Origin of the sequence: Methylobacterium sp. GXF4, from assembly GCF_000272495.1 — a bacterium.
In the GTDB taxonomy this organism is placed as follows: domain Bacteria; phylum Pseudomonadota; class Alphaproteobacteria; order Rhizobiales; family Beijerinckiaceae; genus Methylobacterium; species Methylobacterium brachiatum.
This window is the reverse complement of record NZ_AKFK01000054.1, coordinates 171,600-194,537: the sequence shown is the minus strand read 5'-3', so window position 1 is coordinate 194,537 and position 22,938 is coordinate 171,600. Positions and strand designations below refer to the sequence as shown.

At 70.1% G+C, this 22,938-nt stretch carries 26 protein-coding genes; 17 read left to right on the top strand and 9 right to left on the bottom strand.

The features are described from left to right. Positions 1-11 precede the first annotated feature (11 nt). The 5 genes from WYO_RS11685 (at position 12) to WYO_RS11665 (ending at position 4,875) form a co-directional block, all read left to right on the top strand. Positions 12-1,133: a branched-chain amino acid ABC transporter substrate-binding protein gene (locus tag WYO_RS11685; RefSeq protein WP_007562549.1), complete on the top strand. Its 1,122-nt coding sequence runs from the start codon at positions 12-14 to the stop codon at positions 1,131-1,133. Between the two features lie 381 nt (positions 1,134-1,514). Then, positions 1,515-2,438, top strand: a complete 924-nt coding sequence (locus tag WYO_RS11680; protein ID WP_007562547.1) for an amino acid ABC transporter substrate-binding protein — start codon at positions 1,515-1,517, stop codon at positions 2,436-2,438. 77 nt (positions 2,439-2,515) lie between these two features. Next, positions 2,516-3,238, top strand: coding sequence for an amino acid ABC transporter permease (locus WYO_RS11675; protein WP_007562545.1), 723 nt, complete (start codon positions 2,516-2,518; stop codon positions 3,236-3,238). 63 nt (positions 3,239-3,301) lie between these two features. Further along, positions 3,302-3,994, top strand: coding sequence for an ABC transporter permease subunit (locus WYO_RS11670; protein ID WP_007562543.1), 693 nt, complete (start codon positions 3,302-3,304; stop codon positions 3,992-3,994). A 152-nt stretch (positions 3,995-4,146) separates the two neighbouring features. Then, positions 4,147-4,875 (top strand): amino acid ABC transporter ATP-binding protein, encoded by a 729-nt coding sequence (locus WYO_RS11665; protein WP_039902772.1) that lies wholly within the window; start codon positions 4,147-4,149, stop codon positions 4,873-4,875. A gap of 65 nt (positions 4,876-4,940) precedes the next feature. Here the strand turns inward: WYO_RS11665 and WYO_RS11660 are convergent, their stop codons facing one another. From WYO_RS11660 to WYO_RS11650, 3 genes are all read right to left on the bottom strand, one after another. Further along, positions 4,941-5,273 carry a BrnA antitoxin family protein gene (locus WYO_RS11660; RefSeq protein ID WP_007562539.1) on the bottom strand — a complete coding sequence of 111 codons (333 nt, stop codon included), beginning with the start codon at positions 5,271-5,273 and terminating at the stop codon, positions 4,941-4,943. Continuing rightward, a complete protein-coding gene (locus WYO_RS11655) occupies positions 5,260-5,538 on the bottom strand; it encodes a BrnT family toxin (RefSeq protein ID WP_007562537.1) in 279 nt (92 codons plus the stop codon). The genes WYO_RS11660 and WYO_RS11655 overlap by 14 nt, the downstream gene beginning before the upstream one ends. 113 nt (positions 5,539-5,651) lie before the next feature. Continuing rightward, on the bottom strand, positions 5,652-6,671 hold the full coding sequence (locus WYO_RS11650) for a gamma carbonic anhydrase family protein (RefSeq protein WP_007562535.1): 1,020 nt from the start codon (positions 6,669-6,671) through the stop codon (positions 5,652-5,654). 150 nt (positions 6,672-6,821) lie between these two features. Between WYO_RS11650 and WYO_RS11645 the strand changes: the two genes are divergently transcribed. Then, positions 6,822-7,289, top strand: coding sequence for a molybdenum cofactor biosynthesis protein MoaE (locus WYO_RS11645; protein ID WP_007562533.1), 468 nt, complete (start codon positions 6,822-6,824; stop codon positions 7,287-7,289). A gap of 6 nt (positions 7,290-7,295) precedes the next feature. Here WYO_RS11645 and WYO_RS31530 read toward each other — a convergent pair whose 3' ends face one another. Next, a complete protein-coding gene (locus WYO_RS31530) occupies positions 7,296-7,436 on the bottom strand; it encodes a hypothetical protein (RefSeq protein WP_007562530.1) in 141 nt (46 codons plus the stop codon). 164 nt (positions 7,437-7,600) lie between these two features. Between WYO_RS31530 and WYO_RS11640 the strand changes: the two genes are divergently transcribed. Further along, positions 7,601-8,746, top strand: coding sequence for an AI-2E family transporter (locus tag WYO_RS11640; protein ID WP_007562528.1), 1,146 nt, complete (start codon positions 7,601-7,603; stop codon positions 8,744-8,746). Positions 8,747-8,765: 19 nt separating this feature from the next. Here the strand turns inward: WYO_RS11640 and argC are convergent, their stop codons facing one another. Then, entirely contained in the window at positions 8,766-9,743 is a 978-nt protein-coding gene (gene argC / locus WYO_RS11635; RefSeq protein WP_007562526.1) for an N-acetyl-gamma-glutamyl-phosphate reductase, read from the bottom strand. Between the two features lie 397 nt (positions 9,744-10,140). Further along, positions 10,141-10,896, bottom strand: a complete 756-nt coding sequence (locus WYO_RS11630) for a glucose 1-dehydrogenase (RefSeq protein ID WP_007562524.1) — start codon at positions 10,894-10,896, stop codon at positions 10,141-10,143. Positions 10,897-11,007: 111 nt separating this feature from the next. Here WYO_RS11630 and WYO_RS11625 point away from each other — a divergent pair, with 111 nt between their 5' ends. Then, positions 11,008-11,901 carry a LysR substrate-binding domain-containing protein gene (locus WYO_RS11625; RefSeq protein ID WP_039902726.1) on the top strand — a complete coding sequence of 298 codons (894 nt, stop codon included), beginning with the start codon at positions 11,008-11,010 and terminating at the stop codon, positions 11,899-11,901. Positions 11,902-11,943: 42 nt separating this feature from the next. Here WYO_RS11625 and WYO_RS11620 read toward each other — a convergent pair whose 3' ends face one another. Next, positions 11,944-13,176 carry an amidase gene (locus tag WYO_RS11620; RefSeq protein WP_007562514.1) on the bottom strand — a complete coding sequence of 411 codons (1,233 nt, stop codon included), beginning with the start codon at positions 13,174-13,176 and terminating at the stop codon, positions 11,944-11,946. 213 nt (positions 13,177-13,389) lie between these two features. Between WYO_RS11620 and WYO_RS11615 the strand changes: the two genes are divergently transcribed. The 6 genes from WYO_RS11615 (at position 13,390) to WYO_RS11590 (ending at position 18,702) form a co-directional block, all read left to right on the top strand. Next, the gene (locus WYO_RS11615) at positions 13,390-14,376 is read left to right on the top strand and encodes an extensin family protein (protein WP_039902770.1); all 987 of its coding nucleotides are present in this window, start codon (positions 13,390-13,392) and stop codon (positions 14,374-14,376) included. A gap of 162 nt (positions 14,377-14,538) precedes the next feature. Beyond that, on the top strand, positions 14,539-15,000 hold the full coding sequence (locus tag WYO_RS11610; protein WP_007562510.1) for a hypothetical protein: 462 nt from the start codon (positions 14,539-14,541) through the stop codon (positions 14,998-15,000). A 2-nt stretch (positions 15,001-15,002) separates the two neighbouring features. Continuing rightward, complete coding sequence (locus WYO_RS11605) at positions 15,003-15,665, top strand: ribonuclease T2 (RefSeq protein WP_007562508.1); 663 nt, start codon at positions 15,003-15,005, stop codon at positions 15,663-15,665. Between the two features lie 66 nt (positions 15,666-15,731). Beyond that, the gene (rlmJ, locus tag WYO_RS11600) at positions 15,732-16,580 is read left to right on the top strand and encodes a 23S rRNA (adenine(2030)-N(6))-methyltransferase RlmJ (RefSeq protein ID WP_007562506.1); all 849 of its coding nucleotides are present in this window, start codon (positions 15,732-15,734) and stop codon (positions 16,578-16,580) included. Between the two features lie 224 nt (positions 16,581-16,804). Then, a complete protein-coding gene (locus tag WYO_RS11595) occupies positions 16,805-18,091 on the top strand; it encodes a porin (protein ID WP_007562504.1) in 1,287 nt (428 codons plus the stop codon). 296 nt (positions 18,092-18,387) lie between these two features. Continuing rightward, a complete protein-coding gene (locus WYO_RS11590) occupies positions 18,388-18,702 on the top strand; it encodes a hypothetical protein (protein WP_007562502.1) in 315 nt (104 codons plus the stop codon). A 54-nt stretch (positions 18,703-18,756) separates the two neighbouring features. On the opposite strand, the gene WYO_RS11585 is transcribed toward WYO_RS11590, so the two are convergent. After that, on the bottom strand, positions 18,757-19,323 hold the full coding sequence (locus tag WYO_RS11585) for a GNAT family N-acetyltransferase (RefSeq protein ID WP_007562500.1): 567 nt from the start codon (positions 19,321-19,323) through the stop codon (positions 18,757-18,759). A 190-nt stretch (positions 19,324-19,513) separates the two neighbouring features. Between WYO_RS11585 and WYO_RS11580 the strand changes: the two genes are divergently transcribed. Beyond that, positions 19,514-20,974 (top strand): peptidoglycan DD-metalloendopeptidase family protein, encoded by a 1,461-nt coding sequence (locus WYO_RS11580; protein ID WP_007562499.1) that lies wholly within the window; start codon positions 19,514-19,516, stop codon positions 20,972-20,974. A 54-nt stretch (positions 20,975-21,028) separates the two neighbouring features. On the opposite strand, the gene WYO_RS11575 is transcribed toward WYO_RS11580, so the two are convergent. Further along, a complete protein-coding gene (locus WYO_RS11575; protein WP_268868725.1) occupies positions 21,029-21,490 on the bottom strand; it encodes a YidB family protein in 462 nt (153 codons plus the stop codon). 54 nt (positions 21,491-21,544) lie between these two features. Between WYO_RS11575 and WYO_RS11570 the strand changes: the two genes are divergently transcribed. Beyond that, positions 21,545-22,429, top strand: a complete 885-nt coding sequence (locus tag WYO_RS11570) for an alpha/beta hydrolase (protein ID WP_007562495.1) — start codon at positions 21,545-21,547, stop codon at positions 22,427-22,429. Between the two features lie 120 nt (positions 22,430-22,549). Then, positions 22,550-22,885 carry a preprotein translocase subunit YajC gene (gene yajC, locus WYO_RS11565; protein WP_007562493.1) on the top strand — a complete coding sequence of 112 codons (336 nt, stop codon included), beginning with the start codon at positions 22,550-22,552 and terminating at the stop codon, positions 22,883-22,885. The last annotated feature ends 53 nt before the right edge of the window (positions 22,886-22,938 follow it).

The following is a 22,938-nucleotide window of genomic DNA, read 5'->3' as shown; positions in this document are numbered from 1 at the left end:
GGATGTTCGCGATGAGATCGATTCTGCTGGCCGGGCTCGCCCTCGGCACGATGATCGCTGCGGCCCAGGCCGCGGAGGTGAAGCTCGGCATCGCGGCGCCGATCACCGGCAACAGCGCCGCCATCGGCGTCCAGTTCAGGAACGGCGCCAGCCAGGCCGTCGAGGACCTCAATAAGGCCGGGACCCTGAAGGGCACGACCATCACCGTCCTGGTCGGCGACGACGCCTCCGACCCGAAGCAGGGCGTCTCGGTGGCCAACAAGTTCGCCAGCGACGGCGTGAAGATGGTGGTCGGCGACTACAATTCCGGCGTGTCGATCCCGGCCTCCGACGTCTATCTCGACGCCGGCATCATCCAGGTCACCCCGGCGTCCACGAACGTGAAGTTCACCGAGCGCGGGATGTGGAACACGTTCCGTACCTGCGGCCGCGACGACCAGCAGGGCGCGGTGGCGGGCGCCTATCTCGTGGCGAACTTCAAGGACAAGAAGATCGCCTTCGTCCACGACAAGACCCCCTACGGTAAGGGCTTGGTCGACGAGACCCTGATGGTGCTCAAGGCCAAGGGCGTGAAGCCGGTGATGTTCGAGGGCATCAACCCGGGTGAGAAGGATTACTCGGCGCTGGTCTCGAAGCTGAAATCGGCCAACGTCGACGTGGTCTATTTCGGTGGCTACTACACCGAGGCCGGCCTGATCCTGCGCCAGATGCGCGACCAGGGCCTCAAGGCCCCGATGATGGGCGGCGACGGCATGGTCGACCGCGAACTGGTGGCGATCGCCGGCCCGGCCGCCGAGGGCACGCTGACCACCTTCCCGCCGGATGCCCGCAAGAACCCGAACGCCAAGGCGGCGCTGGCGGCGTTCAAGGCCAAGAACATCGATCCCGAGGGCTACACGCTCTACTCCTACGCGGCCGTGCAGGTTCTGGCCAAGGCGATGGCCGAGACCGGCTCCAGCGACGGCAAGAAGCTCGCCGAGTGGCTGCACCAGGGCAAGCCGGTCGACACGGTGGTCGGCCCGATCGCCTACGACAAGAAGGGCGACATCACTCGGCCGGACTACGTCCTGTACGAGTGGAAGAAGGGCGCCGACGGCAAGATCGACTACACCGGCAACGAACTGACCAAGTAGTCCGACCCGCATTCCGGGCCGACGCCGTCCTGCATCGCTATGCGGGGCGGCGTCTCTGTGTTCGGCGCAGTGGATTCGTCAGCCTTAATCGTTATTGCGGCCGCACCGCCGCGTGCGTACGCCCAAGAATTGTGCATGATGCCGGCGGCACGGGGAGCAGGGTGTCTCGACGGGCCGGAGGAGGCCGAATGACGGCGGAGGGGCACGCAACCGTGGACGCTCGCGCGGCGGCGGCTGGTCCTGCGTCGTCTGCCGCGGTCCCGCGCGGCACCGCGGCCGGCCTCCCGGCACCATCATTGCAAAGGCCTCGCCCGAGCGGGCGGGCCCGAGCGCCGAGCCGCCAGCCGATCCCGTTCGGCCTGATCCAGGAGTTCCGTACCGATGCAGTCTGATATCGCTCGCCGCGGCCTTGCCGCGGCGCTCGGCCTGAGCCTCGCCCTGGCCCCCCTCAGCCTGCGGGCCGAGGAACTGACCGGTACCCTCAAGAAGGTGAAGGATAGCGGGGCCATCGTCATCGGCTACCGCGACGCCTCGGTGCCGTTCTCCTATCTCGGCGGCGACCAGAAGCCGATCGGCTACGCCCTCGACATCTGCTTCAAGATCGCCGACGCCGTGAAGGCCAATCTCGGCCTGCCGAACCTCGAGGTGAAGCTCAACCCGGTCACCTCCGCCACCCGCATCCCGCTGATGGCGAACGGCACGATCGACCTCGAATGCGGCTCGACCACCAACAACGCCGAGCGCGAGAAGCAGGTGAACTTCACCAACTCGCACTTCCTGACCGCGACCCGCTACGTGTCGAAGAAGTCGGCCAACCTGCACACGATCGACGACCTGAAGGGCAAGACCGTCGTGTCGACCTCGGGCACCACGAACATCAAGCAGATCAACGAGGCCAACACCGAGCGCAAGCTCGGCCTGACGATCCTGCCCGCCAAGGACCATGCCGAGGCGTTCCTGATGGTCGAGACCGGCCGCGCCGTGGCCTTCGTGATGGACGACGTGCTGCTCGCCTCGCTGGCGGCCTCCGCCAAGGACCCCTCGGCCTACGAGATCTCCACCGAGGCCCTGTCGAAGCCCGAGCCCTACGGCATCATGGTGCGCAAGGACGACCCGGCCTTCAAGAAGGTCGCGGACGAGGCCACCGCCAAGCTCTACACGAGCCCCGAGGGTAAGGCGCTCTACGACAAGTGGTTCACCAAGCCGATCCCGCCGCGCAACATCAACCTCAACCTGCCGATGAGCGCGGAGATGAAGAAGCAGTTCACCACGCCGATCGCCAGCCCCGATCCGGCCGCCTACTGAGCGTTCGCCGCGAATGATGCGCACCGCGGGACCGATCCCGCGGTGCGTGTTTGCAAGATCAGGATAGAACCGGCGCGATGAACTACAACTGGAACTGGCGGATCTTCTTCGACGCCTCGCCCGAGGGCACCGGCACCTATCTCGACATGCTGCTCTCCGGGCTCATGTGGACGATCGCCACCGCCCTGTGCTCCTGGATCATCGCGTTCTTCCTCGGCTCGTTGATCGGGGTGATGCGGACCCTGCCGTCCAAGACCGCCAACGCGATCGGCACGGCCTATGTCGAGCTGTTCCGCAACGTGCCGCTGCTGGTGCAGATGTTCCTCTGGTACTTCGTGCTGCCCGAGGTGGTGCCGACGCAGGTCGGCGACGCGATCAAGCAATTGCCCGACGCGCCGTTCTACACGGCCGTGGTGTGCCTGGGCTTCTTCACCGCCTCGCGGGTGGCCGAGCAGGTCCGGGCGGGCATCCAGTCGCTGCCGCGCGGCCAGCGCATGGCCGGCACCGCGATGGGCTTCACGGTCTACCAGACCTACCGATACGTCCTGCTGCCGAACGCCTACCGGATCATCCTGCCGCCGATGACCTCGGAATTCCTGAACAACCTGAAGAACACTTCCGTGGCCCTGACCATCGGCCTCCTGGAGCTGACCGCCCGGGCCCGCTCGATGCAGGAATTCTCGTTCCAGGTATTCGAGGCGTTCACGGCGGCGACGCTGCTCTACGTGATCATCAACCTCGTGGTTGTCACCGCCGCGACCTTCCTGGAGCGCGCCGTCACGATCCCGGGCCAGCGCTGAGGCGCCGGCCCGCCCCCCGACCTCCCCGCTCCGCCGGCGCACGGCCACCGCGAACAGGCCCCGATGCTCTCGAATTTCGACTTCAACGTCATCCTCTCGTCCCTGCCCTACCTCTTCGGTCAGGGCATGGTCTTCACGGTGACGCTCACCGCCATGGCGGCCGTCGGCGGCGTGATCATCGGCACGTTGCTGGCGATGGCCCGGCTGTCGAGCGTGCCGGGGCTCAGCCACATCGCCAAGGGCTATGTCGAGCTGTGCCGCTCGCTGCCGCTCGTGCTGGTGATCTTCTGGTTCTACTTCCTGGTGCCGTATATCGGCGCCTACGTGACCGGCGCCTCGACCCCGATCCAGGTCGGCGCCTTCCCGTCGGCCCTGATCACCTTCATGGCCTTCGAGGCGGCCTACTTCTCCGAGATCATGCGCGCGGGCATCCAGTCGATCCCCAAGGGGCAGACCGGGGCGGCCTTGGCGCTCGGCATGAACTACTGGCAGACCATGGCCAACGTCGTGCTGCCTCAGGCCTTCCGCAACATGCTGCCGCTTCTGCTGACCCAGACCGTGGTGCTGTTCCAGGATACCTCGCTGGTCTACGTGCTCTCGCTCACCGATTTCATGGGCGCCGCCTCGAAGGTCGCCCAGCGCGACGGCCGCCTCGTCGAGATGTATATCTTCGCGGCCATCGTCTACTTCGTGATCTGCTTCACGGCCTCGTTCCTGGTGCGTCGCCTGCAGCGCCGCGTCGCCATCATCCGCTGACCGACACTGGAGTCCGCGCCATGACCTCGACCCCGATGCCGGCCCCGTCCGTCAAGGAGCCCGTCGCCGACGCCGCCCATGCCCCCCGGGATGCCGGGCTCCAGCCCGGCACCCTCGTCGCCGGCGTGCCGGATGCCGCGCCCGGCGAGACGATGATCGCCATCGACAACATCAGCAAATGGTACGGCGACTTCCAGGTGCTGACGAATTGCACCACCAAGGTCGCCAAGGGCGAGGTCGTGGTCGTCTGCGGCCCGTCGGGCTCGGGCAAGTCGACTCTGATCAAGTGCGTCAACGCCCTCGAGCCGTTCCAGAAGGGCCAGATCACGGTCGCCGGCACCAAGGTCGCCGACAAGGCGACCAACCTGCCCAAGCTCCGCTCCCGGGTCGGCATGGTGTTCCAGCATTTCGAGCTGTTCCCGCACCTGTCGATCACCGACAACCTCACCATCGCCCAGCGCAAGGTCCTGGGGCGCAGCGCCGAGGACGCGAAGAAGCGCGGCCTCGACCTGCTGGCCCGGGTGGGCCTGAGCGCCCATGCCGACAAGTTCCCGGGCCAGCTCTCGGGCGGCCAGCAGCAGCGCGTGGCGATCGCCCGGGCGCTCGCCATGAACCCGGTGGTGATGCTGTTCGACGAGCCGACCTCGGCGCTGGACCCCGAGATGGTCGGCGAGGTGCTCGACGTGATGGTGGAGCTCGCCAAGGAGGGCATGACCATGATGGTCGTGACCCACGAGATGGGCTTCGCCCGCAAGGTCGCCGACCGGGTGATCTTCATGGATCGCGGCGAGATCGTCGAGGATGCCAAGAAGGAGGACTTCTTCGGCAGCCCCCGCTCCGAGCGCGCCCAGACCTTCCTGTCGAAGATCCTGCAGCACTGATTGTTTTGGGATTTGGCCGAAGGATCTCGGATATTGCCGCGTGACGAAGGGCATGTCTGCCCGCGTCACGCCGTCCGCTTGCGACCGCGCACGCCGGTCTTGAGACCGGCCGCGAGAACCTCGCCCATCCGCACCTGCCAGCCCGGGCCGGTGGCCTGGTAGCCCTCGATCACGTCCGGCGGCAGGCGCAGGGTCACGAGCTTCTTGCGGGTCGCCGATCTCGGACGGCCACGCTGCGTGAGTCTGGCGAAGAGTGCCGGATCCAGGGCCTCGGAGGCCGGACGTGCCTGCGCGGCCTGTTCGTCGGTGACCTCCGGTGCGTCCGGATCGCGGGCGATCGCGGCCTGGATCCGGGCCTCCTCGGCGTCGCTGATCGGGCCTGCCTTACGCTTGGTCATAGAGGCTCCTCTCCTTGCGGCTGGCCGGGCGGAGGCTGATGGCCGTCACCGCCTCCGTCCCGAGCGGCGAGAACACCAGCGCCCGCAAATGCTCGTCGAGCCAGCCGATGGCGATGAATCGCGGGCGGCCGTCCGGTCCCGGATAGGTCGGAACGATGACGGCGCTGTCCCATTCGAAACGGTCGCGGGCATCGACGAAATCGAGACCATGCCCCTCCGGCTCGGGGCGCAGGTTGATCGCGCGCTTGCGCTCATCCCAGACCATATGCACGGCAATATCGTAGTTACAGAATAGCCAGCCGACAAGGACGTTCGCACAGCGATCCCCGTGCCCTGTCCGGGCTCTTCGATCGGCCGCACAAGAGGCGCAAGACGGTCCTAACCCACCCCCGCCTGCGCGGCCCGATACTCGCGCCCGTGCTGGCAATAGCCCTCGACGATGCGGATCATCATCGCGCGCTTCTCCGCGTCGAGGGGGGACAGGATCCGGGCCGGGCGGCCGCCCCAGAGATAGCCGGCCTCCAGGATCTGGCCGGGATCCGTGGTGGCGCCGGCCGCCAGCATGACGTCGTCGGCGATCAAGGTGCCGGGCGCCACCGTGGCGCCGATCCCGATCAGTGCCCGGGCGCCGATCCGGCAATCGGCGATCCGGACGTTGTGCGCGATGGTCGTGTCGCGCCCGATCACCACGCCCTCGGCCCGGGTGCGGATCGCGGTGTTGTCCTGGATGTTGGTGTCGGCCCCGACCACGATCGGCCCGACCTCGGCGTTCAGGTCGCAGCAGAACAGCACGCTGGCGCCGGCCCCGAGGCTGACCCGGCCGCGCAGGCGCGCGGTGCGGGCGACGAACACGCTGTCCTCGACCTCGGGCGGCTGCCCGGGATCGGCGGCCGCGCCGTCGCCCATCCGCTCGCGCAGGCGCTCGGCCCGCTCGGCGACCTCGTCCGGGCCCACCGGCCGGCTCGGCCGCGCCGGGCTGCCGGCATAGGCGTGGCCGCCTTCGAGCTTCATGCGGGGGAACACGGTCGCGCCGGCCTCGATCACCGCGTGGTCGCCGATCTCGGCCCCGTCGAGGATCACCACGTCGTCCTCGATCACGACGTCGGAGCCCACCGTGCAGGCATGCACGACGCTGTTGCGCCCGACCGTGACCCGGTCGCCGACCTGCGTCCCGTGGGTGAGCGTGGCGATATGCACCGTCGAGCGATGGCCGAGCCAGAACCGGTCCCCGAGGGTGATGGCCTGCCCGTCGGCGCGGATCACCGCCTCGTCGCCGATCCAGGCCTGCGTACCGATGCGGGCGGCGCCGATCACCGTGCTGCCGCGCCCGCACCAGACCGGGCGGCTCGCGAAATCCGGCAGGACGCCCGCGTAGGGCAGGATCAGGTCGGGGGTCACACAGTCATCCTTCTCCGCCGGTTGCCAACCGATCACGCCCGCGGGCGAATGCGGCTCAGCGTGCCATATAGAGGCGCAGCCGGGTGTGACAGGCGCGGGAGCGTCCCGCGCCGCCCGAAGACCGCCGGACGAGGATCGTTGGACCCGACCATGAGTGCCCCCGCCCCGAGCGTCGCCATCCAGGCCGAGCCCTTCGACACCGCCGCCGAGATCGCCCAGATCGGCGCGGAACTCGGCGGCCGGGCCGGCGCGATCGTCACCTTCACGGGCCTGTGCCGGGACGAGGGCGGGCGCCTCGCCGCCCTGGAGCTCGAACATTATCCCGGCATGGCCGAGGCCGAGATCCTCCGGGTCGCCGAGGCGGCCGTCGCCCGCTGGCCGCTCCAGGCCCTGCGGGTGATCCACCGGCACGGCTTGGTGTCGCCGGGCGATGGCATCGTGCTGGTGGTGACCGCCTCGAGCCACCGGGTCGCGGCCTTCGAGGCGGCGGATTTCCTGATGGACTATCTCAAGACTCGCGCGCCGTTCTGGAAGCGCGAGCACCTGGCCGACGGCACCACCGGCGGCTGGGTCGAGGCCGCCGCCCACGACGATGCGGCGGCCGAGCGCTGGCGCTGATCCGGCCTACAGGATCGCGTTGAGCAGCACGGCCGCGAGGCCGCCCGCGATCGCCAGGCCGAGGAGAACCACGCTGCTGAGCTGGTCCCCCGTATCCACGGTCCGGCCGGGGCCGAGGGAACGGGTATGGGGCTCGTTGCTGCTCACGCGGTCTCTCCTGGGGGCGCCCGGCCCCCTGCGGGAGCGGCTGCGCGGGCGGACAACGCGCGAAACGCCGTCCGGTCTCGGCGCACCGCACACAAGCTGATAGAGAGCCACACTTGACCATGGCCGGCCCGCGGCGTTCGTGAGCCCGCGGTACGGGAGCGGTGATGACGGACGGTCAATCTCGGGACTTGGACGGCCCGGTCGGCCCCTGGCAGGGCGCCTTGCCGCTGGCGGCCTCGGGCATCGCCGTCGTCTGCTTCACGGCGGCGCTGGCGCTCGCCTGGATGTCGGTGGGCACGCTGCTCCTGATCTTCGCGGGCGTGCTGCTCGGCGTGTTCCTCGACGGCCTGACCCGGGGGCTCGGCCGCGTCCTGCCCCTGCCCCGGGGCGTGCGCCTGACCATCGCGAGCCTCGCGGTCGCGGTCGCGGCGATCGGCTTCGGGACCTATGGCGGCGCCACCATCGTGCAGCAGGGGCGCGACCTCGGCACCACGATCAAGGACCAGGCCGGCACCGTGTCGAGCTGGCTGTCCGAGCGCGGCATCGACGTGCCGAGCCTCGCCCCGCAGGGCGGCGGCAAGGACGGCTCCACCGACGCGAGCCAGCGGGAGGGCGGTCTCGGCGGCCTCGCCAACGGCCTGCTCAAGGGCAGCAGCTCGATCGTGTCCGATGCGGGCAGCGTCCTCGGGCCGGCGGCGGCCGTGATCCTCGGGCTGTTCGACGCGCTCGGAAACCTGCTGGTGATCGCCTTCCTGGGGCTCGCCTTCGCGGCCGACCCGGAGGCCTACCGCGACGGGGTGCTGCGCTTCGTGCCCCCGCAGAAGCGCCGCCGCGCGGCCAAGGTCCTCGACGGCGCCGGCGAGACCCTGCGGCACTGGCTTTTCGGCCAGTTGATCATCATGGCGGTGATCTTCGTCTGCACCTGGGCCGGGCTGGCCTTCCTGGGCATCGGCGGCGCGCTGATCCTCGGCCTCCAGGCCGGGCTGCTGGCCTTCGTGCCGACCGTGGGCCCGCTGGTGGCGGGGCTCGTGATCATCCTGGCGGCCCTGGCCTCGGGCCTGAAGGCGGTCATCGGCTCGATCGGCGTCTACCTGGCGGTGCAATGCCTGGAAAGCTACGGCCTGACGCCGTTCATCCAGAAGCGGGCGCTGGACATCCCGCCGGCCACGATCTTCGCCGGCCAGCTGATCCTGGGCGTGATCTTCGGCCTCTGGGGCATCGCCCTGGCGCTGCCCCTGATGGCGGTGATCAAGGTCCTGCTGGAGCAGCTCTACGTCGAGGACACGCTGCACGAGCAGCCGAGCAGTTGAGGCGCGCGGCGCGCCGCCGTCACGGCCAGATCGGCGCGCCGTCCAGCCCCGCGGTTTCCGGCAGGCCGCAGATCAGGTTCGCGTTCTGCACCGCCTGACCGGCGGCGCCCTTGCCGAGATTGTCGACCACGCCCATCGCGATCACCAGGTTGCGCGCGGGATCGGCCGCATAGCTGACGAAAGCCAGGTTCGAGCCGGTCGCCCATTTGGTCTGCGGCGGCCTGTCGGTCACGCGCACGAAGGCCCGCCCGGCATAGAAGCGCCGGGCCGCGTCCAGGCACTGGCTCGTGGTGGCCTGGCCGCGGCCGTAGATCGTGACGAGGATGCCGCGTGTCATCGGCACCAGATGGGGCGTGAACACCAGGCCGGCCGCGCTGCCGCCGCTCAGCCGCTCGATCGTCTCGGCGATCTCGGGCATGTGGACATGCTCGAGCAGGCCGTAGGGCACGAGGTTCTCGTTGGTCTCGGCGTAGCCGAACCGGCTGTCGGCGCCGCCCCGGCCGGCTCCGGAGAGGCCGGTCTTGGCGTCGATCACGATGTTGCCGGGCTCGATCAGCCTATCGGCCAGCAGCGGGGCCAGCGCGGTCAGCGTCGCCGCGGGGAAGCAGCCCGGGTTGGCGACGCGGGTCCGGCCCGCGATCTGAGCTGGCCAGACATCGGCCAGGCCGTAGGCCCAATTCGGGACGTAGCGGTGGTCGCCGCCGATATCGACGATCTTCACGTCCGTGGGGACGCGCGCCAGCGCCGCTTCCGACATGCCCGTGGGCAGCGACGCGAACAGCACGTCGAGCTTCGGCAGGGCCTCGGGGTCCCATGGCTCGATCCTCAGCTCCGCCAGCTTGGCCGGGACACCGGGAAAGCGCTCCACCAAGCGGCTGCCGGCGCTGCTTTCGCCCGCGGCGTAGACCAACTCGAAGGACGGGTGGCTCGCGATCAGGCGCATCGCCTCGCCGCCGCCAAACCCGCTGATCCCGACAATGCCGACGCGGAGGCTCATGGTGGTGTCCTTCTGGAGTTCGGGCAAAAGAAAACCCCCGGAGCCGAGGGCTGCGGAGGTTCAGGAACGCGGGCCTGGGCCGGTCCGGCGGGCGAGGCCTACGGTGAGGCCGTCACGACGCGGAAGGACACGGATCGACGCGCAGCCCGAGAAGCCGCTGCTTGGGGGCAGCGACGTCGGCGTCGGTCACAGAGGGTCCGGTTCCTGGGCATGGCGCGCGAGCATGTTGCTGCCCGCCGGCCTCGTCAATCGGAATGTCGGCCCAGCCCCCGGGCGGGGACGCGGGCAGCGGCCGCGCCAGGACCCCTTCCGGGATGCCTAGCGTGGGTTGGAGCCGCTCGGTGGAGCCGGCGACCGGACCAGTGGGCGCGATCGCCCCGGGCCTCGCCCGGTTCGGTCAGACCTGCGCTTGGCCGCCGTCGACGAAGAACTCGGCGCCGTTGACGAAGCTCGCCGCGTCCGAAGCCAGGAAGAGAACCACCTTGGCGATCTCTTCCGGCTCACCGACCCGCCCGAGCGGGATCCGCGAGCCCAGGGCGTCGAGAAGGCCCTGCTGCTTCTCCACATCCTCGCCGGCCAGGCCGACGAGGCCCGGCGTGCGCGTCGCGCCGGGGCTGACGACGTTGACGCGGATGCCGCGATCCTTGAGGTCGAGGATCCAGCTGCGGGCGAAGTTGCGCACCGCCGCCTTGCTGGCCGAGTAGACGCTGAAGGCGGGCGTCCCCTCGATGCCCGCGGTCGAGCCGGTCAGCACGATCGCGCCGCCATCCTTCAAGAGCGGAAGGGCTTTCTGGACGGTGAAGAGCGTGCCCTTCACGTTGGTGTCGAAGGTCTGGTCGAACTGTTCCTCGGTGATGGCACCGAGCGGGGCGAACCCGCCGCCACCCGCATTGGCGAAGACGACATCGATCTGCGCGTGCTTCTGCTGGACCGCATCGTAGAGGCGGTCGATGTCGGCGAAGGTCGCCATGTCGCCGCGCACGCCTGTCACGCGACCGCCGATCGCCGTGACGGCCGCGTCCAGCGCATCCTGACGGCGTCCGGTGATGAAGACGGACGCGCCTTCCTGCGAGAAGGCCTTGGCGGTCGCGAGACCGATGCCGCTCGTGGCGCCGGTCACCACCACCACCTTGTTCTCAAATCGGTTGGTCATCGTCGTTCCCTTCGGTTCAGCGGCGCGGCGGCCGATGCCGAGAGAGATTCGCCGACAACGATGATCCTTGCAGAGGGCAAATCCGGCACTTAGCGTTCCATTCAAGGAACGATGATGCGCCACAATCTCAACGACTACGTCTACTTCGCGGAGGTGGTGGCCCATGGCGGCTATGCCGCGGCCGGCCGGGCGCTTCGCGAGCCCAAATCGAAGCTCAGCCGCCGCATCTCGGCGCTGGAGGCGCGGCTCGGTGTGCGGCTGATCGAGCGCTCCAGCCGCCGCTTCCGCGTCACCGAGGTCGGGCAGAGCTTCTACGAGCGCTGCCGCGCGATGATGCTGGAGGCGGAGCGGGCTGAGGCGCTCGTCGCCGAGGCACAGGCCGAGCCGCATGGCCGCATCCGGATGAGCTGCCCGGCGAATCTGGCGAAGGTGATATCCGCGATCGCGCGCGGCTTCCTCGCCCGTTACCCGAAGGTCCAGCTCCAGCTTGTCGTGACGGATCGGGCGGTCGATCTCATCGAGGAGCGGGTCGACCTCGCCCTGCGCGTTCGCCGCGCGCTGACGAGCGACGCCTCCCTCACCCTGCGCGTGCTCGGCAACTCGCGCTGGATACTCGTCGCCAGCCCCCAGACCGCGAGCCAGCTCGGCGCCGACATCGCGGATCTCGCGTCCTTCGCGACGCTCGGCACCAACGACGAGGCGGGCGAAGTCACCTGGACCCTCGAGCGCGACGACGGGGCCGTGCATGTGCTGCGCCACGAGCCGCGCATGACCTGCGCCGATTACGCCGTCCTCTGCGACGCGGCCGCGGACGGGCTGGGCGTCGCCTTCCTGCCCGACCATGCCTGCGCGGCGCATGTGGCCTCCGGCAAGCTGGTCCGCATCTTCCAGGACTGGCGGAGCAAGGACGGCATCGTCCATCTCGTCTTCACGACCCGGCGCGGCCTGCCGCCCGCCGTACGGGCCCTCATCGACCACGTCGCCAAGGAGTTTCCCGAGCTGTGAGCGGAGGCGGGTTTCGGACGTGCGCGCGGCGCCGGCTCCCCGTCAGCCGCGCAGGGCGTCCTCGATCATCCGGGCCACCGCCAGCGCCCGGCCGTCGTCGCCGAAGCGGCCGATCACCTGCACGCCCACCGGCAGGCGCTCGCCCGGCACCGGCACGTTCACGCAAGGCACGCCCATCAGGGTCCAGAGCTGGTTGAAGCGCGGATCGCCCGTGGAGGCCAGGGTCGCTGGGGCCGGGCCCGGGGCCGAGAAGGTCAGGATCGCGTCGTACTCGGAGAACAGGCCCTTGAGCACCCGGCGGGCCCGGTGGGCATGGCGGCGGGCATCGTCGTATTCCGCCGCCGCGATCGCCGCGCCGGCATCGAGATGCTCCCGGACCCGCGGCGGCAGGGCGTCGCGATGCGAATCGTACTCCCAGGCCAAAGCCAGCCGGCCCTCGTAGTTCTGGATGATCCGGTGGCGCTCCCAGGCGAGTGCCAGCTCCGGCGGCAGCGCGAGGTCGGTGACCTGCGCCCCCGACCGCTCGGCCGCCTGCCGGGCGCGGGCCAGGGCGGCCTCGGCTTCCGGCTCCGGCGCCTCGGCGAAATCCTGCCGCACGAGGCCGATGCGCGGCGCCGAGCCGGGCTCGCACCGGGCGATCTCCGGGCGGCCGGTGACCAGCGCCAGGGCGTGGGCGACATCCGCGACACCGGCCGCGAACAGGCCGACCGTGTCGAGCGCCCAGGAATAGGTCTTCACCCCGACCGTCGGGATCAGCCGGAAGGACGGCTTCACCGCCGCGCAGCCGCAATAGCTCGCCGGCCGGATCACCGAGCCCGCCGTCTGGGTGCCGAGCGCGAGGGGCAGCAGCCCCGCCCCCACCGCGGCGGCCGAGCCCGCCGAGGATCCGCCCGGGCTGTGGCCGGGATCGTGCGGGTTGACCGTCTCGGTCGGGTCGCTGCTGGCAAACGCCGTGGTGGTGGTCTTGGCCAGGGCCACCGCGCCGAGGCCCTTCAAGCGCGCCACCACCGCGGAATCGCCCCGGGGCCGCCAGCCTTCATAGAGCGCGGAGCCCATCTGGGTCGGCAGGCCGGCGCTGTCGATGATGTCCTTCACGCCGACCGCGATGCCGGCGAGCGGCCCGGAATCCGGGATGGCCGGGTCGTCGTCCAGGGTGACCAGCGCCCGCAGCTCCGGCTCCCGCGCGGCGAGGGCCGCGCGGCACAGGTCGATCGCGCCCGCGGGCGTCAGGGTGCCGGCTTCGATGCGGGCGCGGAGGTCGAGGATTGACAGCATACTGTATTCAGTCCCCAGGCCGGGTCGCTGTCAACTCAAGCGCTCGCCGCCGAAGTGGAGGCCGGTTCGGCCTCGGCGAGCGCGTGACATCGAGGGTTGAGAACCGCCCCCGACCGCATGGCGACCGGGGGCGGTTCTCGAAGGCCACAGGCCGGGCCATTCGCGAATCGGCGTTGACGAACGCTTTACGCGACCGTGCGCATCGTCTGGGTCATGTGGCGTGGCGTATCCCTGTTCTCCGCCCTGGCGCTGTTCGGCGCGGGGCTCACCGCTTGCTCGATCAACCGGTTCGAGCGGCGCGACCCGTGGCGCGACCAGGCGGAGCAAGTCTGCCTGGCGAAGAAACTGGTCGAGCCGACCGAGTTCATCACGCCGATCGCGGCGATGGACGGGCCCGGCCCCTGCGGCATGCAGCAGCCCTTCCGGGTGACGCGGCTCGCCGGCGGCACGGTGGTGATGAAGCAGCGGATGACGCTGGGCTGCCCGGCGCTCGCCGAGGCCGAGGCCTGGCTCGCCGACACGATCCAACCCGCCGCGAACCTGTATTTCGGCGTCCCGGTGGCCGAGATCAATGCCGGTTCCTATTCCTGCCGGGGGCGCAATAACCAGCCCGGCGCCAAGCTCTCCGAGCACGGCTTCGGCAACGCGATCGACGTGATGTCGATCAAGCTCGCCGACGGCCACGTCATCACGATCAAGGGCGGCTGGCGCGGGACGGAGGCCGAGCAGGGCTTCCTGCGCGAGATCTTCCTGGGCGCCTGCCAGCGCTTCACCACGGTGCTGGCCCCGGGCTCGAACGTGTTCCACTACGACCACATCCATGTCGACCTCGCCCGGCACGACCCGCGCGGCCTCAAGCGGATCTGCCAGCCGCTGATCAAGTTCACGCCCCAGCTCGGGACCGGGGCCGAGCGGCCCCTGTCGCGCCCGCTGCCGCCGCCACGCCAGCCGGCCGCCCCGCAGGCCCCGGTGGATATCGAGGAGGACGATCCCTACGGCGTCGCGCCGATGTCGAAGGCCGCGAGCCCGACCCAGGTCGCCCGCGCCCCGACCCGCCTGCCCGCGGCCTCGGCCTACACCGCCGCGCCGCCGGTCCGCCCCGCCCCCCGGGTCGCCGCCGCCCCTGAGGAGCCGGCACAGGATTACGACGAGCCGCTGCAGCTCGGCGCGCCGCCGCCGAGCACGGGGCCGATCTACTGAGACGGTCGGTTTTCGGCGACTCGAAAAGAGGCCCGGACCTGTAGCGGCCGAGCCGCACAGATCGGCTAAAGCGTGCCTGTTTGCATGCGGGAGCTTGACTGGCGCCCTGGCGGGGCCATCGTCTCGCGCATGCAGGACAGCACCCCCGCCGAGGCACGCGCCATGCGCCCGATCCTTCACAGCCTGGCCCTCGGGCTGGCCCTCCTCTCCGTCGCTCAGCCGGCTCTGGCCCGCTCGGCCCGGGAGGATATCGAGCCCGCCGAGGAGCGGATCTTCCCGTTCGACGCCCAGATCCCGGGCTGCCAGGATCCGAGCGTCCTGGAGCGGGTCTCGACCAACTTCGCCGAGAAGGAGGCGAAGTACTGGAATTCGTCGATGACGATCCGGTCCTTCGACACGATCGAGCGCACCGCCTGGCGGCCCTGGGGCCTGGACACCTATCCGCGCCGGTTCTGCTCGGCCACCGTCACCACGTCGGACGGCGTGCGCCGCAAGGTCGATTACTCGGTCCGCGAGAGCCTCGGCATCATCGGGGCGACCTGGGGCGTGGAGTTCTGCGTCCACGGCCTCGACCGCGACCTGGCCTACGCCTACGCCACCGCCTGCCGGATGGCGCGGCCCTGATCATGCGCGTCCGCGCCGCCTGCCTGGCCGGCCTGCTGCTCGCGGGGCCGGCCGCCGCCCAGGATTATGGCGGCTTCAGCCGCCGGGGCGAGCCGGGCGCGTTCGATTTCTACGTGCTGGCCCTGTCGTGGTCGCCGACCTACTGCGCCGGCGTCGGCGAGCGGCGCAACGACGTGCAATGCACCCCCGGCCGCGGCCTCGGCTTCGTGGTGCACGGGCTCTGGCCGCAATACACCCGCGGCTACCCGCAGAACTGCTCCGCGGTGGAGCGGGCGCCGACCCGGCAGGCGCTCGAGGTGGCCGGCCAGGTCTATCCGAGCGAGGGCCTCGCCCGGCACGAATGGCGCGCCCACGGCACCTGCTCCGGCCTCGACCCGGCCCGCTACTTCCAGGCCGCCCGCGACGCGCGCCTCGCCGTGACCATTCCCGACGGCCTGAAGGGGGGCGGCGCCCCGCAGAGCCTGGCGCCGATCGAGATCGCCCGGCAATTCGTCGCCGCCAATCGCGGCCTGCGCCCGGACATGATGGCGGTGACCTGCACCCGCGGGCAGCTGCAGGAGGTGCGGATCTGCTTCTCCAAGGACCTACGCGGCTTCACCCCCTGCCCCGAGGTCGCCCGCGGCAATTGCCGCGCGCCCGAAATCACCCTCGACGCCGCCCGCTGACTTTTTTGACCGTTTTCGCGGTTCGAGGCTGGACCCGGGCCGCGGGATCCGCTTGACGGCGACGCCATGAACTATCGGCACGCCTTCCACGCCGGCAACCATGCCGACGTGCTCAAGCACCTCGTCCTGGCGCGGGTGCTCGCCCATCTCTGCCTCAAGGACAAGCCGTTCCGGGCGCTCGACGCCTTCGCGGGCCTGGGCGTCTACGACCTGACCGCCGACGAGGCCTCCCGCACCGGCGAGTGGCGGGACGGCTGGGGCCGCATGGGCGAACCCTTCGCGCCCGAAATCGAGGCGCTGCTCGCGCCCTACCGGGAGGCGGTGGCGGCGGTGCAGGCCCGCTACGGCGCCACCGCCTATCCCGGCTCGCCCGCGGTGATCCGCGAGGCCCTGCGGCCCGGCGACAAGGGCGTGTTCGTCGAGCTCCACCCGGAGGACGCCGCGACCCTGCGGGAGCGCTACGAGTGCGACGGGCGCACCAAGGTCCTGAGCCTCGACGGCTGGACGGCGGTGAACGCTCAGATCCCGCCCCCGGAGCGGCGCGGCCTGGTGCTGATCGACCCGCCCTACGAAGTGCCGGGCGAGATCGAGCGGCTCGGGACCCACCTCGCCCGGGCGGTGGCTAAATGGCCGACCGGCCTGTTCCTGGCCTGGTACCCGATCAAGGATGCGGCCGCGATCGACCGCATGGTCCGGGACCTCGACGCCGCCCTGCCCCGCCCGGCCCTGCGCCTCGACCTGCTGATCGACCGGCCGGACGACCCGACGCGGCTGTGCGGCAGCGGCTTGATCGTGGTCAATCCGCCCTGGCGCCTCGCCGAGGAGGCGCTGCTGTTCTTGCCGGCTCTAGCTCAGCGCCTGGCCCGCGGGGAGTTCGGCGGGTTTCGCTGCGATCCGATCGGCCCGCGGGATTGATTCGTCACTATTGGGCCGAGTTCGCGCCGGCGTCGCACTTCCTTAAGACGTTTCGCGCAGGCGCTGGGCAAGCTGTTGTGGCGACAAAGCCACATTTCTCTGCAGACCCGCGGCGGCCCTGCAAGAATGACTAAAAACTAGGCAAGTGCCATTTGTTTGCTTTTGTGTCATCGGCGGGCCGGTGTCAGCTTGACCGGGAACCAATTCCAGCGAGCTGCGACATCATGCTGAAGCGATCCACCCTGGCCGGCTTGGCCACCGTGCTGCTCTCCTCGACCGGCATCCTCGCGGCCGACCTGCAAGCCCCCACCCCCGTGCCCGTGCCGCCCCCGGCCGAGCCCTGCAAGGCCACGCTGATCGGCCCGGCCTATGGCGGCGTCATCAAGGCCAACCCGAACCCGACCTGCTTCTCGGCCGGCCCGCTGGGGGATCTCTATGTCGGCGGCGCCGTGACCGGTTACGCCTACACCCAGACCAACCCGTTCGCGTCGTTCTCGACGCCCGCCGCCCCGAACGACCGGGACCGCTCGGCGCGAGTCGACTTCTCGAATCTCCAGGGCATCATCCAGAAGCCCGAAGGCGCGTTCCAGTTCTACGTTCAGGCGGGCGCCTACTCGATCCCGCAGCTCGGCTTCCCGACCCTCGGGACGTTCACCCAGACCGATCTGCTGTTCGGACCGGTCCCGGTGGCCTTCGGCCGGATCCAGATCAACGATGAATGGTCGGTCCAGGGCGGGCGGATGTTCACCCTGATCGGCACGGAGCTGCTGTTCACCTACCAGAACCTGAACATCAACCGCGGCCTCCTGTTCGTGCAGGAGAACTTCATCAACCACGGCGTGCAGGTCAATTACAGCAGCGGCCCGCTCTCGGTCTCGCTCGCCGGCACCGACGGCTTCTTCTCCAACGAGATCAGCTGGCTGACCGGCAACGTCGCCTACAAGCTCGACGACTACAACACGATCGGCGTGAACGGCGGCCTCAACCTCGGCCGCACCAACGCCCTCGACCGCAGCCCGCGCTACCAGTTCGCCACCCCGAACTTCCAGCAGAATAGCGGCATCTTCAACATCAACTACACCTACGCGAACGGCCCGTGGATCGTCTCGCCCTACTTCCAGTTCACCAATGTCGAGCGGGATGAGCGCGTCGGGATCACGAGCAGCGCGTCGACCTACGGCGGCGCCCTTCTGGCCGCCTACTCCTTCAACGACATCTTCTCCCTGGCCGGGCGCGTCGAGTACACCGAGCAGACCGGCGTGCGCGGCGGGACCACCCCCAACCTGCTCGGCTTCGGCCCCGGCAGCAACGCCTTCTCGGTGACCGTCACGCCGACCTTCACGTTCGACCGCTACTTCTTCCGGGTCGAATACGCCCATGTCGAGCTCGGCGGCATCACGCGCGCGTCCGTCCTGGACGGCGGGACGATCGCGCCCGGTACCGGCTTCGGCCGCTACGGCAACCGCACCTCGCAGGACCGCTACATGGTCGAGACCGGCATCACGTTCTGATCCGATTCTCCGGACCGGCCTCCGGGCCGGGCTTTTCGACGACCCCCGGGCAGCCGCCCGGGGGTTTTTTCATGCGCGAAGACAAATGCGCATGCCTCGCGCGGACCGGGTCGAATTCCGGTTTCCTCTGTGAGTTCAAATATAGAATATCTCTATCCTGATAGATGTCTTGACGTAGATCTCTGATGATCGAACGGTTCATCCGCGTCGCTGAGCGCGCGGAACTTGCGATGCGGGCGCGGAGTCACGTATTGTCCTTTGCCTATTGTGCATGAGTGGGTTGAGGACATTTGGAAATGCCGCAGATCAAGGCTTTGTCGGACACGTTGCGGAGTGTCGCCGCGCCCGGCATGACGCCGAAGGCGTTGCGCGCGGCCGTCCGCGAGAAGCATCCCGATGCGACCAAGAAGGATATCGTGCGGGCCGCCTTCTACGCCTTGACCGAGGAGCACTCGAAGGATCTGGCCTGCCTCGCCGAGCTGCACGGCTTCGCCCTGGTCGAGCGCGTGTCCGAGGATGAGCGGACGATCAGGGTCGACGGCCACAAGAAGAAGCGTCGGCAAAAGCCCGTCGCGGCGGCGCCCGCCGAGGCGGCGCAGGCCGCGAATTGACGGCACCGGCCGGGAGGCTGCCCGCCGGGCCGGCGTGATCGCGCCGAGTGCCGCTCAGCTCCTCCGGAGCAGGCGTCGGCCGGGACGATGCCCCTCCTCCCCGGTGTCGCGGAAGCCGAGCTTCTGAAGCAGCCCCCAGGAGGCGACGTTGCCGGGGCGGCATTCCGCCACGATGATCCGCGCCGGGAAACGCCGGACGAGAAGCCCGATGATCGCCGAGACCGCCTCGAAGGCGTAGCCGCGCCCGCGCGCCGCTCCGCCGATCCAGTAGCCGATCTCGATCGCCCCGGGGCCGCGCAAATGGGTGCCGACCACGCCGACGAGGTCGGGCCCGGCCGGGTCCGGGGAGGTCCCCGTGCCCGTCTCAGGCGCCCCCGCGGGGCGCGCCCAGGCCCCGAGGAAACGGTCGTGGCCGCGCGCGCCGCTGCGGATCAACTGCTCGGCATCGCGCACCGTGAACGGAGCCGGCAGGAAATCGACCGCCGCGGTGATCGCCGGGTCATCGGTGAGCCGGCGCAGATCCTGGGCATCCTCGGGCCGCAACGCCGCGATCGACAGGCGCGCGGTCTCGATCCGGGGCAGGTCGGCGAGGCTGTCGCGGGTGGCGCGAATGGTAAACATCGTTGCGATGTGGGGTCGCGGCCGGGCCGGGAAAGGCACGGTCATACCCCCGCGTTTCATCCCGCGAAGACTTTGACGACCTGTCGAACAGAGCGCGGCGGCGTCATGGATATGCCGGACGGGAACGGTTGCTTAACCTGAATCCGTCTTCATTGGGGCATCAAGTTGCGTCAGGCAAACGGGTGCGTCGATGCGGGTGCGTGGTACGGGTCGAGGGTTACGGACGCTGTCGCGCGTCGCCCTCATCGGCATCATCGGCGGCGGTGCCGCCGCCTGTTCCTCGGACGCATCGCGCCTGAGCAACCCATTCTCCAACCCCTTCTCGTCGGAGCCTGCCGCCACCGGCAGCCTGCCGGAGGGCGGCCTCAAGCCGGCGCCGGCGATTCGCACGGGCCGGATCCAGTCCGAGGCGCTCGGCGCCCCCGGTGCGGCTCCCCGCCCGGCCGCCACGGCGATCCCGGCCCCGACCCCGGCGGCCGCGCCGGCCACCCGCGTCGCCTCCACCGGCACCCCCGGCTGGAGCGCGCAGGGCGGTACGCAGATCACCGTGTCGAAGAACGACAGCCTGAACCAGATGTCGACGCGCTTCGGGGTGCCCGCCTCCGCGATCCTGTCGGCCAACGGCCTGTCCAATGCCAGCCAGATCACCCCCGGCCGGCAGATCGTGATCCCGGTCTACAACGCCTCCGGTCTGAACCCGGCCGCCGCCCCGATGACCGCGCGTCCGGCCCGGGCCGCCGAGGAGAAGCGCGAGGATGCGCGCCAGGTGGAGGCCAAGGTCGCCTCGAAGCGCGAGGAGGCCAAGGAGGCCGCCAAGCGTGAGGAGGCCAAGCGCGAGGAAGCCAAGGAGACCGCCAAGCGCGCCGCCGCCGAGAAGGAAGCGGACCGCAAGGAGGCGCTCGCCCGGGATACCGCCGCCCGCAAGGCCGCGGACGAGAAGTCCCGCAAGGAGGCGTCCGTGAAGGAGGCCGACAAGAAGCAGAATGTCCGCCCCGGCCAGGTCGCCAAGGCGGACGAGAAGAAGGCCGATCCGAAGGCGGACGCGAAGGCCAAGGCCGAGGCGAAGGCCCAGGAAGCCAAGGCCGAGGCCAAGGCGGCCGCGAAGGCCGAGGCCGCCCAGAAGCTCGCCGAGGCGAAGGCCGCCAAGGAGGCGGCCCAGAAGGCCGCCGCCGCCGAGAAGCCCGAGAAGGTCGCCGTCAAGGAGACGCCGAAGCCGGTCGCCGCCGCGGCGCCCGCCAAGCCCGAGCCCGCCGCCACCGGGTCCGTCGCCGACGCGACCCCGTCGGAGAGCTTCCGCTGGCCCGCCAAGGGCCGGGTGATCTCGGGCTACGGCACCTCCGGCAACGAGGGCATCAACATCGCGGTGCCGGAAGGCACGCCGGTCAAGGCCGCCGAGGAAGGCACCGTGGCCTATGCCGGCTCGGACGTGAAGGGCTACGGCAAGCTGGTTCTGGTGCGCCACGCCAACGGCTTCGTCTCGGCCTACGCCCATAACGGCGAGATCGACGTGAAGCCCGGCGACAAGGTCAAGCGCGGCCAGACCATCGCCAAGTCCGGCGCTTCCGGCAACGTGACCTCGCCGCAGCTGCACTTCGAGATCCGCAAGGGCGGCTCGCCCGTGGACCCGATGTCCCAGCTCGCCAGCAACTGAGACGACACGACGCGGTTTGAGGCGGCGGTCCCGGGAGGGGCCGCCGTTTCTTTGTCAGCGCACCTGCGTGCTGAAATTCGGCTGGGGTTTCAGGCGGCCATCCTCGCTCTGGGCCGCGACCGCGGCCGGCAGGAACTCGGCGAGTGCCGTCGCCACCCGCCCGGCGGGCAGGTTGAGGTCGTAGGCCAGCCGCTCGGTGACCGCATCCGGCAGGCATCGCGCCACAGCCTCGACCGGGACCGGGCGGTTCTCCCCGGGGCCGATCCAGGATTCGACGGCCTCGCCGTGGCCGGTCTCGCGCAGCCGGTCCAGGAAGGCGACGAGGCCGCCCGGGTAGAACTTGGCCAGCGCCAAAGCGAGCTTGCCGCTGCCGGTGCTCACGACCGCCCGGTCGGCCGCCGCGACCACGTCGCCGATCATGGTCTTCACACCGTCGAGCAGGCCCATCGCGTCGTGTCCCCCGGTTCCGTCACCGCGCCCAAGGTCGGGCGGATCGGGCCGCCGGCAAGAGCGCATGCGGCAATTGCGCGGGGGTCGTATAGGATGCCGTCGTCATCGAGGGCGTGATCCATGAAGCGCGTGCAGGCCGGTGTACTCGACGTCGCCTACCGGGAGGTCGGCCCGCCGGACGGCAAGCCGGCCGTGCTGCTCCACGGCTTCCCCTACGACATCCACGCCTACGACGCGGTGGCCGAGCGCCTTGCCGCGGACGGCGTACGCTGCCTGATCCCGTATCTGCGGGGCTACGGGCCGACCCGGTTCCGCGACGACGCCACCCTGCGCTCCGGCGAGCAGGCGGCCCTCGGCGCCGACCTTCTGGCCTTCCTGGATGCCCTCGGGATCGAGCGGGCCGTGCTCGCCGGCTACGATTGGGGCGGCCGGGCGGCCTGCGTGGTGGCCGCGCTCTGGCCGGCCCGGGCGGCCGGGCTGGTCAGCGGCGGCGTGGCCTACAACATCCAGAATATCCCGGCCGCGGGCAATCCGGCCCCGCCGGACGTCGAGCACAGGCTGTGGTACCAGTACTATCTCCACGGCGAGCGCGGCCGCGCCGGGCTTGCGGCCAACCGCGCGTCATTCTGCGCCCTGTTATGGCGGCTCTGGTCCCCGACCTGGCAATTCTCCGACGAAACCTACGCCCGCACCGCCCGATCCTTCGAAGAGAACCCGGATTTCGTGGAAGTGGTGGTCCATTCCTACCGCCACCGCTTCGGATTGGTCCCCGGTGACCCGGCGCTCGTCGAGATCGAGGCTCTCCTGGCGGCCCAGCCGGAGATCACGGTTCCATCGGTCGCGCTGCTCGGCGCCGACGACGGCGTCGGCCCGCCCCCGGCGGAGGATACCGATGCCCGGCACTTCACCGGGCCCTACCGGCGCGCCATCGTCGCGGGGGTCGGCCACAACGTTCCCCAAGAGGCGCCGGACGCCTTCGCGGCGGCCGTGCTCGGCCTGCTGTGACGGCCTGAGCGCGGGGCGTTGCTTTCGGGAAGCCCCTGGCTATAGTCCGCGCGCTTTCAGACAGGTCTGCGGACGCCGTATCCGGCGGCAGGCCTGCGTGCCAATCGCAGGAGACGCTCGTTGATCACCCCCGCCTTCGCGCAAGGGGCCGCTTCGGCCGCTGGCGGAGCGGAGATCGCCTTTCAGGTGATCCCGTTCGTCCTGATCTTCGTGATCATGTATTTCCTGATCCTGCGACCGCAGCAGAAGCGGGTCAAGGACCACCAGGCGCTGATCCGGGCGGTGCGCCGGGACGACACGATCGTCACCAATGGCGGCCTGGTCGGGCGCGTGGTGAAGGCCGTGGACGACCAGCCCGAGATCGAGGTCGAGATCGCCCCGAACGTCCGCGTGCGGGTCGTGCGGACGATGATCTCCGAGGTCCGCGCCAAGGGCGGCCCGGCCAAGGCCGCCTGACACCCCCCGTGAAGCGGCCGGCGTAACCCGCCGGCCCGAAAGAGAAAATTCCG

Excerpts from the sequence above, each read along its gene's own strand:
- WYO_RS11685 (WP_007562549.1), top strand. The coding sequence starts at position 12 with ATGAGATCGATTCTGCTGGCCGGGCTCGCCCTCGGCACGATGATCGCT.
- WYO_RS11680 (WP_007562547.1), top strand. The coding sequence starts at position 1,515 with ATGCAGTCTGATATCGCTCGCCGCGGCCTTGCCGCGGCGCTCGGCCTG.
- WYO_RS11675 (WP_007562545.1), top strand. The coding sequence starts at position 2,516 with ATGAACTACAACTGGAACTGGCGGATCTTCTTCGACGCCTCGCCCGAG.
- WYO_RS11670 (WP_007562543.1), top strand. The coding sequence starts at position 3,302 with ATGCTCTCGAATTTCGACTTCAACGTCATCCTCTCGTCCCTGCCCTAC.
- WYO_RS11665 (WP_039902772.1), top strand. The coding sequence starts at position 4,147 with ATGATCGCCATCGACAACATCAGCAAATGGTACGGCGACTTCCAGGTG.
- WYO_RS11660 (WP_007562539.1), bottom strand. The coding sequence starts at position 5,273 with ATGACCAAGCGTAAGGCAGGCCCGATCAGCGACGCCGAGGAGGCCCGG.
- WYO_RS11655 (WP_007562537.1), bottom strand. The coding sequence starts at position 5,538 with ATGGTCTGGGATGAGCGCAAGCGCGCGATCAACCTGCGCCCCGAGCCG.
- WYO_RS11645 (WP_007562533.1), top strand. The coding sequence starts at position 6,822 with ATGAGTGCCCCCGCCCCGAGCGTCGCCATCCAGGCCGAGCCCTTCGAC.
- WYO_RS11640 (WP_007562528.1), top strand. The coding sequence starts at position 7,601 with ATGACGGACGGTCAATCTCGGGACTTGGACGGCCCGGTCGGCCCCTGG.
- argC (WP_007562526.1), bottom strand. The coding sequence starts at position 9,743 with ATGAGCCTCCGCGTCGGCATTGTCGGGATCAGCGGGTTTGGCGGCGGC.
- WYO_RS11630 (WP_007562524.1), bottom strand. The coding sequence starts at position 10,896 with ATGACCAACCGATTTGAGAACAAGGTGGTGGTGGTGACCGGCGCCACG.
- WYO_RS11625 (WP_039902726.1), top strand. The coding sequence starts at position 11,008 with ATGATGCGCCACAATCTCAACGACTACGTCTACTTCGCGGAGGTGGTG.
- WYO_RS11620 (WP_007562514.1), bottom strand. The coding sequence starts at position 13,176 with ATGCTGTCAATCCTCGACCTCCGCGCCCGCATCGAAGCCGGCACCCTG.
- WYO_RS11615 (WP_039902770.1), top strand. The coding sequence starts at position 13,390 with ATGTGGCGTGGCGTATCCCTGTTCTCCGCCCTGGCGCTGTTCGGCGCG.
- WYO_RS11610 (WP_007562510.1), top strand. The coding sequence starts at position 14,539 with ATGCGCCCGATCCTTCACAGCCTGGCCCTCGGGCTGGCCCTCCTCTCC.
- WYO_RS11605 (WP_007562508.1), top strand. The coding sequence starts at position 15,003 with ATGCGCGTCCGCGCCGCCTGCCTGGCCGGCCTGCTGCTCGCGGGGCCG.
- rlmJ (WP_007562506.1), top strand. The coding sequence starts at position 15,732 with ATGAACTATCGGCACGCCTTCCACGCCGGCAACCATGCCGACGTGCTC.
- WYO_RS11595 (WP_007562504.1), top strand. The coding sequence starts at position 16,805 with ATGCTGAAGCGATCCACCCTGGCCGGCTTGGCCACCGTGCTGCTCTCC.
- WYO_RS11590 (WP_007562502.1), top strand. The coding sequence starts at position 18,388 with ATGCCGCAGATCAAGGCTTTGTCGGACACGTTGCGGAGTGTCGCCGCG.
- WYO_RS11585 (WP_007562500.1), bottom strand. The coding sequence starts at position 19,323 with ATGTTTACCATTCGCGCCACCCGCGACAGCCTCGCCGACCTGCCCCGG.
- WYO_RS11580 (WP_007562499.1), top strand. The coding sequence starts at position 19,514 with ATGCGGGTGCGTGGTACGGGTCGAGGGTTACGGACGCTGTCGCGCGTC.
- WYO_RS11575 (WP_268868725.1), bottom strand. The coding sequence starts at position 21,490 with ATGCGCTCTTGCCGGCGGCCCGATCCGCCCGACCTTGGGCGCGGTGAC.
- WYO_RS11570 (WP_007562495.1), top strand. The coding sequence starts at position 21,545 with ATGAAGCGCGTGCAGGCCGGTGTACTCGACGTCGCCTACCGGGAGGTC.